General features: G+C 72.1%; 18 protein-coding genes and 2 pseudogenes. 8 read left to right on the top strand and 12 right to left on the bottom strand.

The window, feature by feature from the left end; all coding sequences use genetic code 11:
* Both O3W51_RS21570 and O3W51_RS21575 read left to right on the top strand, forming a co-directional pair.
* A pseudogene (locus O3W51_RS21570) lies at positions 1-414 on the top strand (hypothetical protein); the annotation flags it as partial.
* A gap of 33 nt (positions 415-447) precedes the next feature.
* The gene (locus O3W51_RS21575; protein WP_138356925.1) at positions 448-1080 is read left to right on the top strand and encodes a TIGR03085 family metal-binding protein; all 633 of its coding nucleotides are present in this window, start codon (positions 448-450) and stop codon (positions 1078-1080) included.
* A 38-nt stretch (positions 1081-1118) separates the two neighbouring features.
* On the opposite strand, the gene O3W51_RS21580 is transcribed toward O3W51_RS21575, so the two are convergent.
* A complete protein-coding gene (locus O3W51_RS21580) occupies positions 1119-2006 on the bottom strand; it encodes a LysR family transcriptional regulator (protein ID WP_269287174.1) in 888 nt (295 codons plus the stop codon).
* A 94-nt stretch (positions 2007-2100) separates the two neighbouring features.
* On the opposite strand from O3W51_RS21580, the gene O3W51_RS21585 reads away from it, so the two are divergent.
* From O3W51_RS21585 to O3W51_RS21595, 3 genes are read left to right on the top strand one after another with little or no spacing between them, the layout of a single operon-like run.
* Complete coding sequence (locus tag O3W51_RS21585; RefSeq protein WP_269287176.1) at positions 2101-2805, top strand: succinate dehydrogenase cytochrome b subunit; 705 nt, start codon at positions 2101-2103, stop codon at positions 2803-2805.
* A gap of 1 nt (position 2806) precedes the next feature.
* The gene (locus O3W51_RS21590; RefSeq protein ID WP_269287177.1) at positions 2807-4753 is read left to right on the top strand and encodes a fumarate reductase/succinate dehydrogenase flavoprotein subunit; all 1947 of its coding nucleotides are present in this window, start codon (positions 2807-2809) and stop codon (positions 4751-4753) included.
* Positions 4750-5493: a succinate dehydrogenase/fumarate reductase iron-sulfur subunit gene (locus tag O3W51_RS21595; RefSeq protein WP_138356929.1), complete on the top strand. Its 744-nt coding sequence runs from the start codon at positions 4750-4752 to the stop codon at positions 5491-5493. The genes O3W51_RS21590 and O3W51_RS21595 overlap by 4 nt, the downstream gene beginning before the upstream one ends.
* A gap of 13 nt (positions 5494-5506) precedes the next feature.
* On the opposite strand, the gene hisF is transcribed toward O3W51_RS21595, so the two are convergent.
* Genes hisF through hisD form a run of 8 tightly spaced genes read right to left on the bottom strand, consistent with a single transcriptional unit; the run spans position 5507 to position 11235 of the window.
* Complete coding sequence (hisF, locus tag O3W51_RS21600) at positions 5507-6262, bottom strand: imidazole glycerol phosphate synthase subunit HisF (RefSeq protein ID WP_138356930.1); 756 nt, start codon at positions 6260-6262, stop codon at positions 5507-5509.
* The gene (locus O3W51_RS21605; RefSeq protein ID WP_138356931.1) at positions 6259-6666 is read right to left on the bottom strand and encodes a RidA family protein; all 408 of its coding nucleotides are present in this window, start codon (positions 6664-6666) and stop codon (positions 6259-6261) included. The genes hisF and O3W51_RS21605 overlap by 4 nt, the downstream gene beginning before the upstream one ends.
* On the bottom strand, positions 6663-7394 hold the full coding sequence (gene priA / locus O3W51_RS21610) for a bifunctional 1-(5-phosphoribosyl)-5-((5-phosphoribosylamino)methylideneamino)imidazole-4-carboxamide isomerase/phosphoribosylanthranilate isomerase PriA (RefSeq protein ID WP_138356932.1): 732 nt from the start codon (positions 7392-7394) through the stop codon (positions 6663-6665). The genes O3W51_RS21605 and priA overlap by 4 nt, the downstream gene beginning before the upstream one ends.
* A 22-nt stretch (positions 7395-7416) precedes the next feature.
* On the bottom strand, positions 7417-8052 hold the full coding sequence (gene hisH / locus O3W51_RS21615; RefSeq protein WP_138356933.1) for an imidazole glycerol phosphate synthase subunit HisH: 636 nt from the start codon (positions 8050-8052) through the stop codon (positions 7417-7419).
* A gap of 9 nt (positions 8053-8061) precedes the next feature.
* The gene (locus O3W51_RS21620; RefSeq protein ID WP_187144832.1) at positions 8062-8214 is read right to left on the bottom strand and encodes a hypothetical protein; all 153 of its coding nucleotides are present in this window, start codon (positions 8212-8214) and stop codon (positions 8062-8064) included.
* Entirely contained in the window at positions 8211-8804 is a 594-nt protein-coding gene (hisB, locus tag O3W51_RS21625; protein ID WP_138356934.1) for an imidazoleglycerol-phosphate dehydratase HisB, read from the bottom strand. The genes O3W51_RS21620 and hisB overlap by 4 nt, the downstream gene beginning before the upstream one ends.
* Positions 8801-9922: a histidinol-phosphate transaminase gene (locus O3W51_RS21630; protein WP_244809131.1), complete on the bottom strand. Its 1122-nt coding sequence runs from the start codon at positions 9920-9922 to the stop codon at positions 8801-8803. Before O3W51_RS21630 ends, hisB begins: the two co-directional genes overlap by 4 nt.
* The gene (gene hisD, locus O3W51_RS21635) at positions 9919-11235 is read right to left on the bottom strand and encodes a histidinol dehydrogenase (protein ID WP_164608118.1); all 1317 of its coding nucleotides are present in this window, start codon (positions 11233-11235) and stop codon (positions 9919-9921) included. The genes O3W51_RS21630 and hisD overlap by 4 nt, the downstream gene beginning before the upstream one ends.
* Before the next feature lie 132 nt (positions 11236-11367).
* Between hisD and O3W51_RS21640 the strand changes: the two genes are divergently transcribed.
* From O3W51_RS21640 to ybaK, 3 genes are all read left to right on the top strand, one after another.
* Positions 11368-12936, top strand: coding sequence for an oxidoreductase (locus O3W51_RS21640; protein WP_138356936.1), 1569 nt, complete (start codon positions 11368-11370; stop codon positions 12934-12936).
* 106 nt (positions 12937-13042) lie between these two features.
* Positions 13043-13765, top strand: coding sequence for an LON peptidase substrate-binding domain-containing protein (locus tag O3W51_RS21645; protein ID WP_269287199.1), 723 nt, complete (start codon positions 13043-13045; stop codon positions 13763-13765).
* Between the two features lie 76 nt (positions 13766-13841).
* Positions 13842-14348: a Cys-tRNA(Pro) deacylase gene (gene ybaK, locus O3W51_RS21650; RefSeq protein ID WP_138356937.1), complete on the top strand. Its 507-nt coding sequence runs from the start codon at positions 13842-13844 to the stop codon at positions 14346-14348.
* A gap of 178 nt (positions 14349-14526) precedes the next feature.
* On the opposite strand, the gene O3W51_RS21655 is transcribed toward ybaK, so the two are convergent.
* The 3 genes and pseudogenes from O3W51_RS21655 to O3W51_RS21665 form a co-directional block, all read right to left on the bottom strand.
* Positions 14527-15324: a hypothetical protein gene (locus tag O3W51_RS21655; RefSeq protein WP_269287180.1), complete on the bottom strand. Its 798-nt coding sequence runs from the start codon at positions 15322-15324 to the stop codon at positions 14527-14529.
* Between the two features lie 69 nt (positions 15325-15393).
* Complete coding sequence (locus O3W51_RS21660; RefSeq protein WP_138356964.1) at positions 15394-16218, bottom strand: ABC transporter permease; 825 nt, start codon at positions 16216-16218, stop codon at positions 15394-15396.
* A 67-nt stretch (positions 16219-16285) separates the two neighbouring features.
* A pseudogene (locus O3W51_RS21665) lies at positions 16286-16524 on the bottom strand (ABC transporter ATP-binding protein); the annotation flags it as partial.

Raw genomic sequence — 16524 nt, forward strand, 5'->3', positions numbered from 1 at the left:
CCCACCGACCTGCCGACCACCGGCTCCACCAGCAGCAGCCCGACCCCGGACCTGGTGCCGTACGTCGTGCTGAACCCGGGCAAGTGCTTCGACCACCCCGGCCTGGACAGCAGCGTGTCCGTCGTCACGACCCGCTCGTGCAGTTCGCCGCACGACGGCGAGGTCGTCGCGAACGAGACCCTGACCGGCAGCTTCACCACCGAGACCGAGCTCCAGAGCAAGGTGCTGAAGCTGTGCGAGCCGGACGCCAAGAAGCGTCTCGCCCGTATCCCGGCCGACGGCAAGACCTATTACTACTACGCGCTGTACCCGTCGCTCATGACGTACCAGATCCAGAAGAAGGACACGATCTCCTGCTCGCTGACCCTCAGCAACAAGGTCGACGGGAAGAAGCTCACCAAGGCCCTGCCGTAGCCGCGCGGCGAGGAGTGGACCTAACCTGACGTCATGTCGACTCATGCGCAGCGTGAACGTCTGCTCCTCGCCGATCTGCTGGAGAGCGCCGGGGCGGGTGCTCCGACGCTCTGCGACGGCTGGACCGCCCGCGATCTGGCCGCGCACGTCGTCATCCGCGAACGCCGCAGCGACGCCGCCGCCGGGATCGTGATCCCGCAGCTCGCGGCCCGGATGGAGCGCGTCCGGCAGGAGTTCGCGCGGAAGCCGTTCGAGGAGCTGGTGCAGCTCATCCGCACCGGGCCGCCGCGGATGTCGCCGTTCTCCCTCAAGCAGGTCGACGAGGCGGCCAACACCGTCGAGTTCTTCGTCCACGCCGAGGACGTCCGCCGCGCCCAGCCGGAGTGGACTCCCCGCGAGCTGGACAGCGTCTTCTCCGACGCCCTCTGGAAGCGCCTGGAGCGCATGGCCCGGGTCGCGGGCCGCAGGTCCCCGGTCGGGCTGGTCCTGCGCCGCCCCGACGGCCAGACCGCCGTCGCCCACAAGGGCACCCCGGTCGTGACGGTCACCGGTGAACCGGGCGAGCTGACGATCTTCGCCTTCGGCCGCCAGGAGGCGGCGCGGGTCGGGACCGAGGGCGACAAGGCCGCCGTGGCCAAGGTGTACGACACCAAGCTCGGCCTCTAGACCGGGTCCGTCGCGCAGCCGTCGGCGGGGCCGGACGGTCACCGGTCCCGTGTGGCGTCCAGCAGGATGCGGCGCAGTTCGCGGGCGGCGCGGGGCGGGGAGACGTCGCCGCGGTGCGCGACGGAGATGGTGCGGTGCAGGCCCGGGGCGGCGAACGGGGTGATGCGCAGGCCGGAGCGCTCCGCGACCATGCTGGGGACCACGGCGAGGCCCAGGCCGGCCCGGACGAAGCCGAGAACCGCGTCCATCTCACCGCCCTCGACGGAGAAGGACGGCTCGAAGCCGGCCGCCCGGCAGGCCGCGAGGGTGTACTCCCGCAGGTCGTAGCCTCGGCGGAACATCACCATCGGACGGCCGCGCAGGTCCTCGATCCGTAGCTGCTTGCGGCGCACCGGAGCGGGATCGGCCGGCGAAGAGACCGCCACCAGTTCCTCGCGCAGGAGCTCCTCGGTGGCCAGGGCGGGAGCCTGGACGGGGAGCGGGGTGATGATCAGGGCGAGGTCGAGCTCCCCGGCGGCCAGTACCCGCACGAGGTCCTGCGAGCCGTCCTCGTGGACCACCAGGTCGACACCGGGGTACCGCCGGTGGAAGTCCTTCAGGACATCGGGGACCAGGCTGGCGCACAGGCTCGGCGGCGCCCCGAGCCGCACCCGGCCGCGCTGGAGGTGGGCCACCTCCTGGACCTCGCGGCGCGCGGTCTCGGCGTCGGCGAGGATCCGGCGGGCCAGCGGCAGCAGGACCTCCCCCGCGTCGGTGAGGGTGATGTGGCCCCGGGCGCGGTGGAACAGCTCGGCGCCCAGTTCCCGTTCCAGCGCCCGGATCTGCTGCGACAGCGACGGCTGGGCCACATGGACGCTCTCGGCGGCGCGGGTGAAGTGCCGCAGGTCCGCGACGGCGGCGAAGTACTGGAGCTGGTGCAGCTGCATGGTGCCAGCCTAGATCGCCGCATAGGCATTGCCTATCGAAAGCAGCCACATCATGTCTTGGACGGATGGCGGCGCCCGGCCTAGCGTCCTGTCCATGGCACTGGCGACACGTACGGAACGGCGACCATCCCCCGCGGCGGCCCTGTGGCGTTCGACCGTCGGCAAGAAGGCGGTCATGGCCGTCACCGGGGTGGCGATGCTGCTCTTCCTCGTCGGGCACATGCTCGGCAATCTGAAGATCTTCTTCGGCTCCCCGGAGTTCAACGCCTACGCGGCCTGGCTGCGCACCATCGGCGAGCCCGTGCTGCACTACGGCTGGTTCCTGTGGCTGATGCGGCTGGGCCTCGTGGCGGCCGTCGTGCTGCACGGCGTCGCGGCGTACCAGCTGAGCCGGCGGGACCGGGCCGCCCGGCCCGCGAAGTACGCCCACCGGCGGCAGCGCGCCAGTTACGCCACCCGCACCATGCGCTGGGGCGGCGTGATCCTCGCGCTGTTCATCGTCTGGCACATCCTGGACCTGACGACGCTGACGGTGAATCCGCGCGGCCAGGCGCACCACCCCTACGAGAACATCGTCGCCGACTTCCGCAACTGGTACGCCGATGTCTTCTACATCGTGGCGATGCTCGCCCTCGGCCTGCACATCCGGCACGGCTTCTGGAGCGCCGCGCAGACCCTCGGCGCCAACAACGCCCGGCGGGACCGCGCGCTGAAAGCCCTGGCCAACGCCCTGGCGCTCGTCCTGACCTGCGGATTCATCGCCGTGCCCGTTGCCGTCATGACTGGAGTCGTGAGCTGACATGACCGACTACTCGCGCTGGACCACCGGCGAACCCGTCGTCGACACCAAGGCCCCCGAAGGCCCGATCGCCGAGCGCTGGGACCGCCGCCGCTTCGAGGCGAAGCTGGTGAACCCGGCCAACCGCCGCCGGCACACCGTCATCGTGGTCGGCACCGGGCTGGCCGGCGGCGCGGCCGGCGCCACGCTGGCCGAACAGGGCTACCACGTCGTGCAGTTCTGCTATCAGGACTCGCCGCGCAGGGCGCACTCCATCGCCGCGCAGGGCGGCATCAACGCCGCCAAGAACTACCGCAACGACGGCGACTCGGTGCAGCGGCTGTTCTACGACACCGTCAAGGGCGGTGACTTCCGCGCCCGGGAGTCCAATGTGCACCGCCTCGCGCAGGTGTCGGTGGAGATCATCGACCAGTGCGTCGCCCAGGGCGTCCCGTTCGCCCGCGAGTACGGCGGTCTCCTCGACACCCGCTCGTTCGGCGGCGTCCAGGTGTCGCGGACCTTCTACGCCCGCGGGCAGACCGGCCAGCAGCTGCTGCTCGGCGCGTACCAGGCGCTCACCCGGCAGATCGCGGCCGGCACGGTCGAGATGCACGCGCGGACCGAGATGCTCGATCTGATCGTGGTCGACGGCCGGGCGCGCGGCATCGTCGCCCGCGATCTGGTCACCGGCCGCATCGACACCTACTTCGCGGACGCGGTGGTGCTCGCCTCCGGCGGCTACGGCAACGTCTTCCATCTGTCGACCAACGCCAAGAACTCCAACGCCACCGCCATCTGGCGGGCCCACCGGCGCGGCGCGTACTTCGCCAATCCCTGCTTCACCCAAATCCACCCCACCTGCATCCCGCGCTCCGGCGACCACCAGTCGAAGCTGACGCTGATGAGCGAGTCGCTGCGCAACGACGGCCGGATCTGGGTCCCGAAGGTGCGGGGCGACGAACGCCCGCCGAACGCGATCCCGGAGGAGGAGCGGGACTACTACCTGGAGCGGCTCTACCCGGCGTTCGGCAACCTGGTGCCCCGCGACATCGCCTCGCGCGCCGCCAAGAACGTCTGCGACGAGGGGCGCGGCGTCGGACCCGGCGGGCAGGGCGTCTATCTGGACTTCGCCGACGCCATCACCAGGACCGGCCGCGCCGCGGTGGAGGAGAAGTACGGCAACCTCTTCGAGATGTACGCGCGGATCACCGCCGAGGACCCGTACGCGGCGCCGATGCGGATCTATCCCGCGATCCACTACACGATGGGCGGCCTGTGGGTCGACTACGACCTGCAGACCACGGTGCCCGGTCTCTTCGCCATCGGCGAGGCCAACTTCTCCGACCACGGCGCCAACCGGCTGGGCGCCAGCGCCCTCATGCAGGGCCTGGCCGACGGCTACTTCGTCCTGCCGGCCACCCTCAACGACTATCTGGCCCGGCACCCGCACGACACCGTGGACCCCGCGCATCCGGCGGTCGCCGAGGCCGTCGCCGACACCGAGGACCGGCTCAACCTGCTGCTCGCCGTCAACGGCGACCGCACCCCCGAGTCCTTCCACCGCGAACTGGGCGAGCTGCTCTGGGACGAGTGCGGCATGGCCCGCACCGAGACCGGGCTGCGCAAGGCCCTGAACCGCATCCCGCAGCTGCGCGACGAGTTCTGGCGCCGGGTCAGGGTGCCCGGCTCCGGCGCCGACCTCAACCAGTCACTGGAGCAGGCCAACCGCATCGCCGACCATCTGGAACTCGCCGAGCTGATGTGCCTGGACGCCCTGCACCGCGCCGAGTCGTGCGGCGGCCACTTCCGCGAGGAGAGCCAGACCCCGGACGGCGAGGCCGCCCGCGACGACGAGTCCTTCGCGTACGCCGCGGCCTGGGAGTTCACCGGTATCGGCCGCGCCCCCGTCCTGCACCGAGAAGACCTGGTCTTCGAGCACGTCCACCCCACCCAGCGGAGCTACGCGTGAAACTGACCCTGCGCATCTGGCGGCAGACCGGCCCCGACGAGCCGGGCCGGATGACCACCTACGACGTCACCGGCATCTCCCCCGACATGTCGTTCCTGGAGATGCTGGACCATCTGAACGAGGAGCTGATCCTCGCCGGTGACGAGCCCGTGGCGTTCGACCACGACTGCCGCGAGGGCATCTGCGGCGCCTGCGGCATGGTCATCAACGGCCGGGCGCACGGCCCCGAGCGGACCACCACCTGCCAGCTGCACATGCGGCACTTCACCGACGGCGACACCATCGACGTCGAGCCGTGGCGCGCCGCCGCCTTCCCGGTGGTCAAGGACCTCGTCGTCGACCGGTCCGCGTTCGACCGCATCATCGGCTCCGGCGGCTACATCACCGCGCCCACCGGCGCCGCCCCGGAGGCGCACGCCACCGCGGTGCCCAAGCCGGTCGCCGACACCGCCTTCGAGCACGCCGAGTGCATCGGCTGCGGCGCCTGCGTGGCGGCCTGCCCGAACGGCTCGGCGATGCTCTTCACCTCGGCGAAGGTCGTCCACCTCAACGTGCTGCCGCAGGGGGCGCCCGAGCGCGAGTCCCGCGTGCTGGACATGGTCGGGGCCATGGACGCCGAGGGCTTCGGCGGCTGCACCAACACCGGTGAATGCGCCACGGCCTGCCCGAAGGGCATCCCGCTGCCGTCCATCGCGGCGATGAACCGCGAGTACCTGCGGGCGCTGAGCAAGGGCAGGTGAACGGACGGACTCCTCAGCGGACGGGGTGACCGGCCTCGCGCAGCGCGTTCTTGACGTCCCCGATGCGCAGGTCCCCGAAGTGGAAGACCGATGCCGCCAGCACCGCGTCGGCGCCGACCGCCACCGCGGGGGCGAAGTCGGCGAGCTTGCCGGCGCCGCCGGAGGCGATGACGGGGACGGTGACGTGCTTGCGGACGGCCTCGATCATGGCGAGGTCGTAGCCGTCCTTGGTGCCGTCGGCGTCCATCGAGTTCAGCAGGATCTCCCCGGCGCCCAGTTCCGCGGCCCGGTGCGCCCATTCGACGGCGTCGATACCGGTGCCCTGCCGGCCGCCGTGCGTGGTGACCTCGAACCCGCCGGACGCGTTCCGCCGGGCGTCGACGGAGAGCACGAGCACCTGTCGGCCGAAGCGCTCGGCGATCTCCCGGATCAGGTCCGGGCGGGCGATGGCGGCGGTGTTGACGCCGACCTTGTCCGCTCCGGCGCGCAGCAGCTTGTCGACGTCGTCCGTGGTGCGGACGCCACCGCCGACGGTGAGCGGGATGAAGACCTGTTCCGCGGTACGGCGCACCACGTCGTAGGTGGTCTCGCGGTCGCCCGAGGAGGCGGTGATGTCGAGGAACGTCAGCTCGTCCGCGCCTTCGGCGTCATAGAGCTTCGCCATCTCGACGGGGTCGCCCGCGTCCCGCAGGTTCTGGAAGTTGACGCCCTTGACGACCCGGCCGTTGTCCACGTCCAGGCAGGGGATGACTCGGACCGCGAGGGTCATTCAGGGGCTCCTCGATACGCTTCGACCTCGACCTCGACCAGCACCCGCGAGTCGACGAAGCCGTTGACGACGACCATCGTCGCGGCCGGCCGTACATCGCCGAACAGTTCCTTGTGGGCGCGGCCGACATCCTCCGCGTCCCGGGCGTGGCTGAGGTACATCCGGGTGCGGATGACGCTGTCGGCCCCGAGGCCGAACGGCTCCAGCGCGGCGATCGCGTTGCCGAAGGCGAGCAGCGTCTGCTCGTACGGGCTTCCCTCGCCCCGCACCACACCGCCGACCAGTGGCATGGTGCCCGCGACGATGACCCGGTCCCCGGCCGCGACGGCACGGGCGAAGCCCATGGTCTCCTCCCAGGGGCTGTGGTCGGACTGCACGCGGCGAACTGCGGGGGATTCGGTCATCGTGAAACGGCCTCCAACGCCTCTTCCAAGGTGAACGCCTTGGCGTAAAGGGCCTTGCCCACGATGGCGCCTTCGACACCTTCGGGTACCAACGTGGCGATCGCGCGCAGATCGTCGAGCGACGAGACGCCACCGGACGCGACGACGGGCTTGTCGGTGGCGGCGCACACGTTCTTCAGCAGTTCCAGGTTGGGTCCCTGGAGGGTGCCGTCCTTGGCGATGTCGGTGACGACGTACCGGGCGCACCCTTCGGAGTCCAGCCGGGCGAGCGTCTCGAACAGGTCGCCGCCGTCGCGGGTCCAGCCGCGGCCGCGCAGGGTGGTGCCGCGGACGTCCAGGCCGACCGCGATCCGGTCGCCGTACTCGGCGATGACCTTGGCGACCCACTCGGGCGTCTCCAGGGCGGCGGTGCCGAGGTTGACGCGGGTGCAGCCGGTGGCCAGTGCCGCCGCGAGCGACGCGTCGTCGCGGATGCCGCCGGACAGCTCGACCTTGATGTCCATCGATCCCGCGACCTCGGCGATCCGCGCCCGGTTGTCACCGGTGCCGAAGGCCGCGTCCAGGTCCACCAGGTGCAGCCACTCGGCGCCCGCCTGCTGCCAGGCGAGGGCGGCGGCCAGCGGGTCGCCGTAGGACGTCTCGGAGCCGGACTCGCCATGGACGAGGCGGACGGCCTGGCCGTCGCGGACGTCGACGGCGGGAAGGAGTTCGAGGCGGTTCGTAGCCATAGGAAGTGACGTCCTAGAGGTTCTAGAGGTGGTCGAGCCAGTTGGTCAGCAGCTGGGCACCGGCGTCGCCGGACTTCTCGGGGTGGAACTGGGTGGCCCACAGCGGGCCGTTCTCCACGGCGGCGACGAACGGTTCGCCGTGCGTGGCCCAGGTGACCTTCGGTGAGCGGATATGGGGGTTGGTGACCTCCAGCTCCCACTCCCGCACCGCGTACGAGTGCACGAAGTAGAAGCGGGCGTCGGCGTCGAGACCGGCGAACTGCCGGGTGTCCTCGGGCGCCTTGACCGTGTTCCAGCCCATGTGCGGGACGATCGGGGCCTGCAACGGCTCGACCGTGCCGGGCCACTCGTCGCAGCCCTCGGTCTCGGTGCCGTGCTCCACCCCGCGCGCGAACAGGATCTGCATCCCGACGCAGATCCCCATCACGGGCCGGCCGCCGGACAGCCGCCGGCCGATGATCCACTCACCGCGGACCGACTTCAGCCCGGCCATGCAGGCGGCGAACGCCCCGACGCCGGGCACCAGCAGCCCGTCGGCGTTCATGGCCCGGTCGAAGTCACTGGTGATCTCGACGTCGGCGCCGACGTGCGCCAGCGCGCGCTCGGCCGAGCGGACGTTGCCGAATCCGTAGTCGAGGACAACCACGCTCTTGCTCATGGCGGCCCCCTACAGCGACATCAGGCCGGCACCGAACGCCATGAGCGCACCGATGCCGAGCAGGACGATGACGCCCGTCGGAAGCTTCTGCTTCCAGAAGGAGTAGACGCCGCCGGCGAGGAAGAGCCCGAGGACGATGTAGACGGTCGATGCGGTGTTCACAGTGCGCCCTTGGTCGAGGGGAGGATGCCGGCCGCGCGCGGGTCACGCTCGGAGGCGTACCGCAGGGCGCGGGCCAGGGCCTTGAACTGGCACTCCACGATGTGGTGCGCGTTGCGGCCGTACGGGACGTGGACGTGCAGCGCGATCTGCGCCTGCGCGACGAAGGACTCCAGGATGTGCCGGGTCATCGTCGTGTCGTACGAGCCGATCATGGGAGCCATGTTCTCGGGCTCGGTGTGCACCAGGTAGGGACGGCCCGACAGGTCCACGGTGACCTGGGCGAGCGACTCGTCCAGCGGCACCGTGCAGTTGCCGAAGCGGTAGATCCCGACCTTGTCGCCGAGCGCCTGCCGGAAGGCGGCGCCGAGCGCGAGGGCGGTGTCCTCGATGGTGTGGTGGGTGTCGATGTGCAGGTCGCCCTCGGTCTTGACCGACAGGTCGAAGAGTCCGTGGCGGCCGAGCTGGTCGAGCATGTGGTCGTAGAAGCCGACACCGGTGGATACGGAGACGTCGCCCCTGCCGTCCAGGTCGATCTCGACGACGACGGACGTTTCCTTGGTGGTGCGTTCCACACGGCCCACGCGGGTCATACGGTCTCCTTCTGCATTGCGCGAACCGCGTCCAGGAACGCGTCGTTCTCCTCCGGGGTGCCCGCGGTGACCCGCAGCCATCCCGGTACACCGTTGTCGCGGACGAGCACGCCGCGGTCGAGGATCGCCTGCCAGGCGGCGTGGCTGTCCGCGAAGCGGCCGAACTGCACGAAGTTCGCGTCCGAGTCCGTGACCTCGCAGCCCAGGGCGCGCAATTCGGTGACCAGTCGGTCCCGCTCGGCCTTGAGCTGCTCGACGTACCCCAGCAGCGTATCGGTGTGCTCCAGCGCCGCGAGCGCGGTGGCCTGCGTGACGGCCGACAGGTGGTACGGCAGGCGCACCAGCTGGACGGCGTCGACGACGGCCGGGTCCGCGGCGAGGTAGCCGAGCCGCAGCCCTGCCGCGCCGAACGCCTTCGACATGGTGCGGCTGACGACCAGGTTCGGCCGGCCCTCGATGAGCGACAGCAGCGACGGCCGGTGCGAGAACTCGACGTACGCCTCGTCGACGACGACCAGCGACGGCCGGGCGGCCTGCGCCGCCTCGTACAGCGCCAGTACGGTGTCGGCTTCGACGGCCGTGCCGGTGGGGTTGTTCGGCGAGCAGATGAAGACGACGTCCGGCCGGCGCGCGGCGATCTCCGCCACGGCGGCGTCCACGTCGATGGTGAAGTCCGCGCGGCGCGGCCCGGAGATCCACCCGGTGCCGGTGCCGCGCGAGATCAGCGCGTGCATCGAGTACGAGGGCTCGAAGCCGATCGCGCTGCGCCCGGGTCCGCCGAAGGTCTGCAGCAACTGCTGGATGACCTCGTTCGAACCGTTGGCCGCCCACACCTGCTCTTTGGTGACCCCGTGGCCGGCGGTGCGGCTGAGGTACGCGGCCAGCTCGGTGCGCAGCTCCACCGCGTCCCGGTCCGGGTAGCGGTTCAGCGCCCTGGCGGCCTCGGTGACCCGCTCGCCGATCCGCCGCACGAGGGCCTCGGGCAGCGGGTACGGGTTCTCGTTGGTGTTCAGCCGCACCGGGACGTCGAGCTGCGGCGCGCCGTAGGGGGTCAGGCCGCGCAGCTCGTCACGGATGGGCAGATCGTCGATGCCGATGCCGGAGCCCGTGCGGGTCACTGGGGCACCTGCCAGTCGAAGCGGGCCCGGAGCGCGGCGCCGTGCGCGGGCAGGTCCTCGGCGTCGGCGAGCGTCACCACGTGGTGGGTGACCTCGGCGAGCGCGTCGCGGCTGTAGTCCACGACGTGGATGCCGCGCAGGAACGATTGCACGGACAGGCCCGAGGAGTGGCAGGCGCAGCCGCCGGTGGGCAGTACGTGGTTCGAGCCGGCGCAGTAGTCGCCGAGCGAGACCGGGGCGTACGCGCCGACGAAGATCGCGCCGGCGTTGCGGACCCGGGCGGCGACGGCGGCGGCGTCCGCGGTCTGGATCTCCAGGTGCTCCGCGCCGTAGGCGTCGACGACGGCGAGGCCCTGGTCGATCGTGTCGACCAGCACCACGGCCGACTGCCGGCCGGCCAGCGCGGCCAGGATGCGCTCGCTGTGCTTGGTGACACCGACCTGCGCCGCCAGCTCCTTCTCGACCCGCTCGGCCAGCTCCACCGAGGTGGTGACCAGCACGGCCGCCGCCAGGGTGTCGTGCTCGGCCTGGCTGATCAGGTCGGCGGCGACGTGCACCGGGTCAGCGGTGGCGTCGGCGAGGACGGCGATCTCGGTCGGACCGGCCTCGGCGTCGATCCCGATCCGGCCCTTGAGCAGCCGCTTGGCCGACGCGACGTAGATGTTGCCGGGACCGGTGACCAGGTTGACCGGACGGCACTCCTCGGTGCCGTACGCGAACATCGCGATGGCCTGGGCGCCGCCGGCGGCGTAGACCTCGTCCACGCCGAGCAGCGCGCAGGCGGCGAGGATCGTCGGGTTGGGCAGGCCGCCGAAGTCCTTCTGCGGGGGCGACGAGACGGCGATGCCCTCGACGCCGGCCTCCTGGGCCGGGACCACGTTCATGACGACGGACGACGCGTAGGCGGCCAGTCCGCCCGGCACGTACAGCCCGACGCGCTCGACCGGCACCCAGCGCTCGGTGACCGTGCCACCGGGCACCACCTGCACCGTCGTGTCGGTGCGGCGCTGCTCGTGGTGCACGATCCTGGCCCGCCGGATCGACTCCTCCAGGGCGGCGCGGATCTTCGGGTCCAGCTCCTCCAGGGCGGTCGCCAGTGCCACCGCGGGCACCCGGACGCGCTCCAGGGTGACGCCGTCGAACTTCCGCGCGTAGTCGATCAGCGCCGCGGTCCCACGATGGCGTACGTCCTCGCAGATGGGCCGCACCTGGTCCAGGGCGGCTTCCACGTCGAACTCGGCTCGGGGCAGCAGGTCGCGGTCGATGCCGTCCTCCGGGAAGGCGGCACCACGCAGATCGATTCGGGAGATCACCCTGTCAAGTGTAGAGAACGCTGTTCTCAGCCGTTCTCCGGTTCCACTCCCTGATACGTCCCCGGCCGGTGATCACGCCGGGCTACGGTTCCGTGTGTCGCACGGTGCGACACGGAACCGGGAGGGGACGCGGTGACCGAGCCGTCGGGGATCAGGGCGCCGGGTGACTGGACCGAGCCGGAGAAGGATCTGTGGACCGCCTTCCGCCGGGGTGTGGTGCACGATCTGCGCACCGGCATCCCCGAGCGGGACGACCCGGCCACCGACCGGGCCTGGGGCCCGGAGCGGACGGTACGCGCCGAGGTGATCGCCACGCTCCTGCTGGACGGACCGCCCGCCGAGCCCGGCCGGGTCGCGTGCGTCAAGCTCTCCGGGGCCCGCATCAGCGGCCAGCTGAATCTGTCGGGCGGCCAGGTCACCCCGTACGTGGAGATGCACGACTGCCACTTCGACCAGCAGATCCTGCTGCCCGAGTGCCAGTTCACGACGCTGCGCATGGTGCACTGCTCGATCCCCCGCCTGGAGGCGGCCCGCCTCACCACCACCGGTGATCTGCATCTGCCGCAGTGCTCCATCGAGGGCGGCATACGGCTCACCGACGCGCACATCGGCACCGATCTGCTGCTCAACCAGCTCACGGTGGGCCGCGACCGGCACGGCCGGGCGATCGCCGCCGACGGGCTCAGCGTCGCCCAGGACGTCGAGGCCGAGCTGATGGACGTGACCGGCGAGATCAGCCTGCGCAGCGCCCGCATCGGCGGGCGGCTGAGCCTGCGCGGCAGCCTGCTGCACAACCCCTACGGCCGTTACGCGCTGAACGCCGCGCGGGTCACCGTCGAGCACACCCTCTATCTGAGCGCCGGCTGGATGGCCACCGGCGGGGACAGCGGCGGCACCCCGCCGGCCGGGGTGCGGACCCGCAACTTCAGCTGCGAGGGCGCGGTCCGGCTGGACGACGGCCGGTTCGGCAACGCGGTGATCATCACCCGGGCGCGGTTCCGGCTCACCGGCTCCCAGCAGCTGTCGCTGCGGCGGATCCAGACACCGGAACTGCGCTTCACGCTCAGCCAGCCGCCGACCGGCACCGTCTCACTGGCCGGCGCCCGGGTGGGCAACCTCACCGACACCCGGCAGAGCTGGCCGGAGTCCGGCGGCCTGGACCTGGCGGGCTTCAGCTACACCACGCTCAGCCCGGCGGGGGCGTTCCCGCTGCGCGACCGCATCGCCTGGCTGGCCGCCGCCACCCCCGAGTACAGCCCGGAGCCGTACGAGCACCTCGCCGCGGCGCTGCGGGCCGGCGGTGAGGACTCCGACGCGCGCGAGGTGCTGCTCGCCAAGCAGCGGCGCCGCCGTGAGGCGCTGCCGCTGGCCGGCACGCTGTGGGGGTATCTCCAGGACATCACCGTCGGCTACGGGTACCGGCCGGGCCGGGCCGCCGTGTGGATGGCGGTGCTGTGGGCGATCGGCGCCACCTTCTTCAGCCTTCACGCGCCGCCGGCGCTGAAACCGGACGAGGCCCCGCACTGGAGCGCCCCGCTGTACGCCCTGGACCTGCTGCTGCCGGTCATCGACCTGGGCCAGGACAGCGCGTGGAAACCGTCCGGCGGCGCGCAGTGGGCGGCCACCGTCCTCGTCCTGCTGGGCTGGATCCTGGCCACCACCGTCGCGGCGGGCGCCTCCCGGCTGCTGCGCAGGGGCTGACCGGGGGCCCGGGCGTGTCGTTACGGGGACGATATGGAGCGACCCGGTGAAGCTTGCGCGGCGAAAGCACCCCGTCCGGCGACCGGAGCAGCACGTACGCTGTCCGATTGTGACCGCTCGCCTTCCGCTCTTCCCGCTGAACTCGGCTCTTTTCCCGGGTCTCGTTCTGCCCCTGCACATCTTCGAGGAGCGGTACCGCGCGCTCGTGGGCGATCTGCTCGCGCTGCCCGAGGACGCCCCGCGCCGCTTCGCCGTGGTCGCCATCAAGGACGGGAACGAGGTGGCACCGACCGGCCCGGACGGGGTGGACACCACCGCCGGGGCCGGGCTCGGCCCCGATCCGGCCAGGGCGCTGTTCCAGGTCGGGTGCATCGCGGAGGCCGCCACCATCGGGGAGCGCGAGGACGGCGGCTTCGAAGTGGTCGCCACCGGCACCACCCGCTTCCGGCTGCTGTCGGTCGACGCGTCAGGTCCGTATCTGACCGCCGAGGTGGAGGAGCTGCCGGAGGAGCCGGGCGAGGGCGCGGGCACGCTGGCCGCCGGTGTCGCCAGGGCCTTCCGCACCTATCAGAAGCGGCTCGCCGGAGCGCAGGACCGCACCCTGGTCGCGGTGCAGGAACTGCCCGACGACCCGTCCGTGCTGTCCTATCTGGTGGCCGCCGCGACGATCTTCGAGACCTCGGCCAAGCAGCTGCTGCTGGAGGCGCCGGACACCGCGGCCCGGCTGGCGGCCGAACTGCCGCTGCTGCGCCGCGAGGCCGCCGTCATCGGCAAGCTCCCCTCGCTGCCCGCCGTCGACCTGACCCGTCAGCCGGCCAGCCTCAACTGACCCCGGGGCCGTCCGGAGCACCCGGCAGGGACCGGCAGGGACCACCGACAGGACCATGGATCGGAGACGGCACGTCATGGCCAGGAAGTCCAAGGCGACCACCGGCGGCACCCCCGCCACCGTCGCGCTGGAGCAGGACGGCGCCGCCTTCACCGTCCACGCCTATGCCCACGACCCGGCGGCCGCCTCGTACGGCGGCGAGGCCGCCGAGGCGCTGGGCACGGCTCCCGAGCGGGTGTTCAAGACACTGGTCGCCGATGTCGACGGGGCGCTGACTGTCGCCGTGGTCCCGGTCGCCGGCTCGCTCGACCTCAAGGCGCTCGCGTCCGCGGTCGGCGGCAAGCGCGCCGCGATGGCCGACCCCGCGGCGGCCGAACGCACCACGGGTTACGTGCTGGGCGGCATCTCCCCGCTGGGCCAGCGCAAGCGGCTGCGCACGGTCGTGGACGTCTCCGCCCTGACCCACACCACGGTGTTCGTCTCGGCCGGCAAGCGCGGCCTGGAGGTCGAACTCGCCCCGCAGGACCTGGTCCGGCTCACCACCGCGATCACCGCGCCGGTCGCCCGGATCCAGCCGATTTAGCGGAACCCCGCAGTCCTTCTGGACGATTGCGCCCGATGCGCGCACGGTGTCCCGGACGGAGCACCCGCGACGAGGGGAGCCGACACCATGTCCCGACGCACCCGCATGCGGAAATGGCGGATAAGGAAAGGCCGCGCCAACCACGGCCGGCGGCCGGCCTAGGGCCAGACGACAGGCCCTAGAACGCAGGGCCCCCGCGTTCAGGGCTCCCGTGCTCAGGACCCCGTTGCCAGGGATCCTGCTCGCCGGATCCCTGGACGGGCGGGTTCCGGTCCGCCGGGTTCCGGTCGGCCGGGTTCCGGTCGGCCGGCGGCGCGAACGGTCCCTGGCCCGGAGCGGGGTGGGGCGCCGGGTGCGGTGCCGGGTAGGACGTGTCCCACGACTGCGGCTGCTGCGGTTCCCGCGGCCCGAAGGCGGACGTCAGACAGAGGTGTACGAGCATGGCCGCGGCCGGCCAGGCGACGAGGGCGCCCTTGGCGCGCAGCCGCAGCGGGCCGTCGAAGACGACCTTCGGGCCGACCTCCTTGGCATGGGCGATCAGGTCGCTCGTCGGGCCCAGCCAGACCCCGAGGCGCCAGGCGAGCACCGAGCCGAGCAGCCCGCCGACCGCCAGGCCGAGAACGACCCCGATGCCGCCGCGCCGCCGGCGCCAGAAGACCAGGGCCGCCGTCACCGCGCCCATGGCGAGTCCCAGCAGCACGAAGGTGCCGTCCGCTCCGACCGCTTCCTCGCCCTCGCTGTCCCTGAGGTAGATGGCCTTGCCGTCGGAGACCATCGGGATGAGGGGCGCGAGCCACAGCCACAGCAGCCCGAGCACGACCCCGGTCACCGCCACGGCGACGGCGACCAGCGCACCTTCCCGCAGTTCGGCGGTGAAGGCCGCACGTCCATCCTTCGATACGTCGCCGGAGACCGCCGCGCCCGGGTACTGCGGCAGGGGCGGCGGCTGGTCGTGCGGCGTCAGGGGTGCGGTCACCCGCCCATCGTGCCAGGTCATGTGTTCGCCCGCTTCACCGCGGGCTCGCCGACGGGTCCACCGGCGGGTTCACCGGCAGGCGGCCCGGCGGTACGCCCAGGTCGCGGCGGCCAGCGACACCACGCCGACGGCCGCGCACACCGACAGATCCGCGCCCACCATGACCCAGTCCGGATGCGGGTCGAAGGTCCGGGCGAAGGCCTCCACGCCGTACGTGGACGGCAGCAGGTCCCGGACGAGACCGATCGGCGCGGGCATGTTCCCGGCCGGCAGCACGCCCAGCAGCAGCGCCGCCGACATGCCCAGCTGACCGAAGAGCGTGGCCAGTTCCTGCTTGGGCGCCAGCAGCCCCAGCGCCGCGCCGAGTCCGGCGAGCGCGGCCCCGGCGAGCGGGATGACCGCCGCCAGCACCCACAGGTTCACCAGCGGCAGCTGGAAGAGCACGCACCCGGTGACCGCCGTGGCGATCGTGCCGGGCACCGTGAACGAGGCGTACGCACCCGCCGCGCCCAGCACCACCGCCGCGGGCGGCACCGGCAGCGTCGCGTAGTGGTCGAGGCCGCCGGAGGCGCGCAGCTGGCCGAAGTACTGGGCGAGCAGGTTGAGCGCGACGAAGGCCACCACCAGCACGCTGGACCCGGCGACCACCGCGCGCGCCGCCTCGGCGTCGCCGCCGTCGACGACCCCGCGCAGCATCACCATGATGCCGACCGATTGGAACGTCGCCACGAACAGCAGCGGGATCCGCGCCACCCGGGCGCGCGACAGCTGCGCCCGGTACACGGCGCCCAGCGCGGGCAGCAGCCGGGCGCGCGGCGCGAGCGGCGCGGCGGCCGGGTCCGCGCGGACGGCCGGGACGGTGCCGGGCGTGGCGCCGGTCGTGCCCGGGACCACGGGCGCGGCCGCGCTCACCGGGCGCCTCGGGGCGTACAGCGGTGCGGAAGCCCGTCGCAGGCAGACGTCATGCCTTGACCAGTCCCTTCTGACGGCCGCCGAGGGCCAGGTACACGTCTTCGAGGCTCGGGGTGGCGAGCGTGAAGTCGTCGAGTGCGGCGAAGGCCTGGCCGCCGGTGATCTCGGCGATCACGGCCCGGGCCCGCGCCTGCGGAAGCCGGAGCGTCCAGCGGCGGCCGGAGATCTGGGCGGCGGGGCGCAGCGCGGCCACCTCGGGCAGGTGCAGTGGCGGCTCGTCGCGCCCCA

It is taken from the genome of Streptomyces sp. H39-C1 (genome assembly GCF_027158125.1).
In the GTDB taxonomy this organism is placed as follows: Bacteria; Actinomycetota; Actinomycetes; order Streptomycetales; family Streptomycetaceae; genus Actinacidiphila; species Actinacidiphila fildesensis.

Coding starts and splice junctions, on each gene's coding strand:
- O3W51_RS21575 (WP_138356925.1), top strand. CDS start 448: ATGTCGACTCATGCGCAGCGTGAACGTCTGCTCCTCGCCGATCTGCTG.
- O3W51_RS21580 (WP_269287174.1), bottom strand. CDS start 2,006: ATGCAGCTGCACCAGCTCCAGTACTTCGCCGCCGTCGCGGACCTGCGG.
- O3W51_RS21585 (WP_269287176.1), top strand. CDS start 2,101: ATGGCACTGGCGACACGTACGGAACGGCGACCATCCCCCGCGGCGGCC.
- O3W51_RS21590 (WP_269287177.1), top strand. CDS start 2,807: ATGACCGACTACTCGCGCTGGACCACCGGCGAACCCGTCGTCGACACC.
- hisF (WP_138356930.1), bottom strand. CDS start 6,262: ATGACCCTCGCGGTCCGAGTCATCCCCTGCCTGGACGTGGACAACGGC.
- O3W51_RS21605 (WP_138356931.1), bottom strand. CDS start 6,666: ATGACCGAATCCCCCGCAGTTCGCCGCGTGCAGTCCGACCACAGCCCC.
- priA (WP_138356932.1), bottom strand. CDS start 7,394: ATGGCTACGAACCGCCTCGAACTCCTTCCCGCCGTCGACGTCCGCGAC.
- hisH (WP_138356933.1), bottom strand. CDS start 8,052: ATGAGCAAGAGCGTGGTTGTCCTCGACTACGGATTCGGCAACGTCCGC.
- hisB (WP_138356934.1), bottom strand. CDS start 8,804: ATGACCCGCGTGGGCCGTGTGGAACGCACCACCAAGGAAACGTCCGTC.
- ybaK (WP_138356937.1), top strand. CDS start 13,842: ATGGCCAGGAAGTCCAAGGCGACCACCGGCGGCACCCCCGCCACCGTC.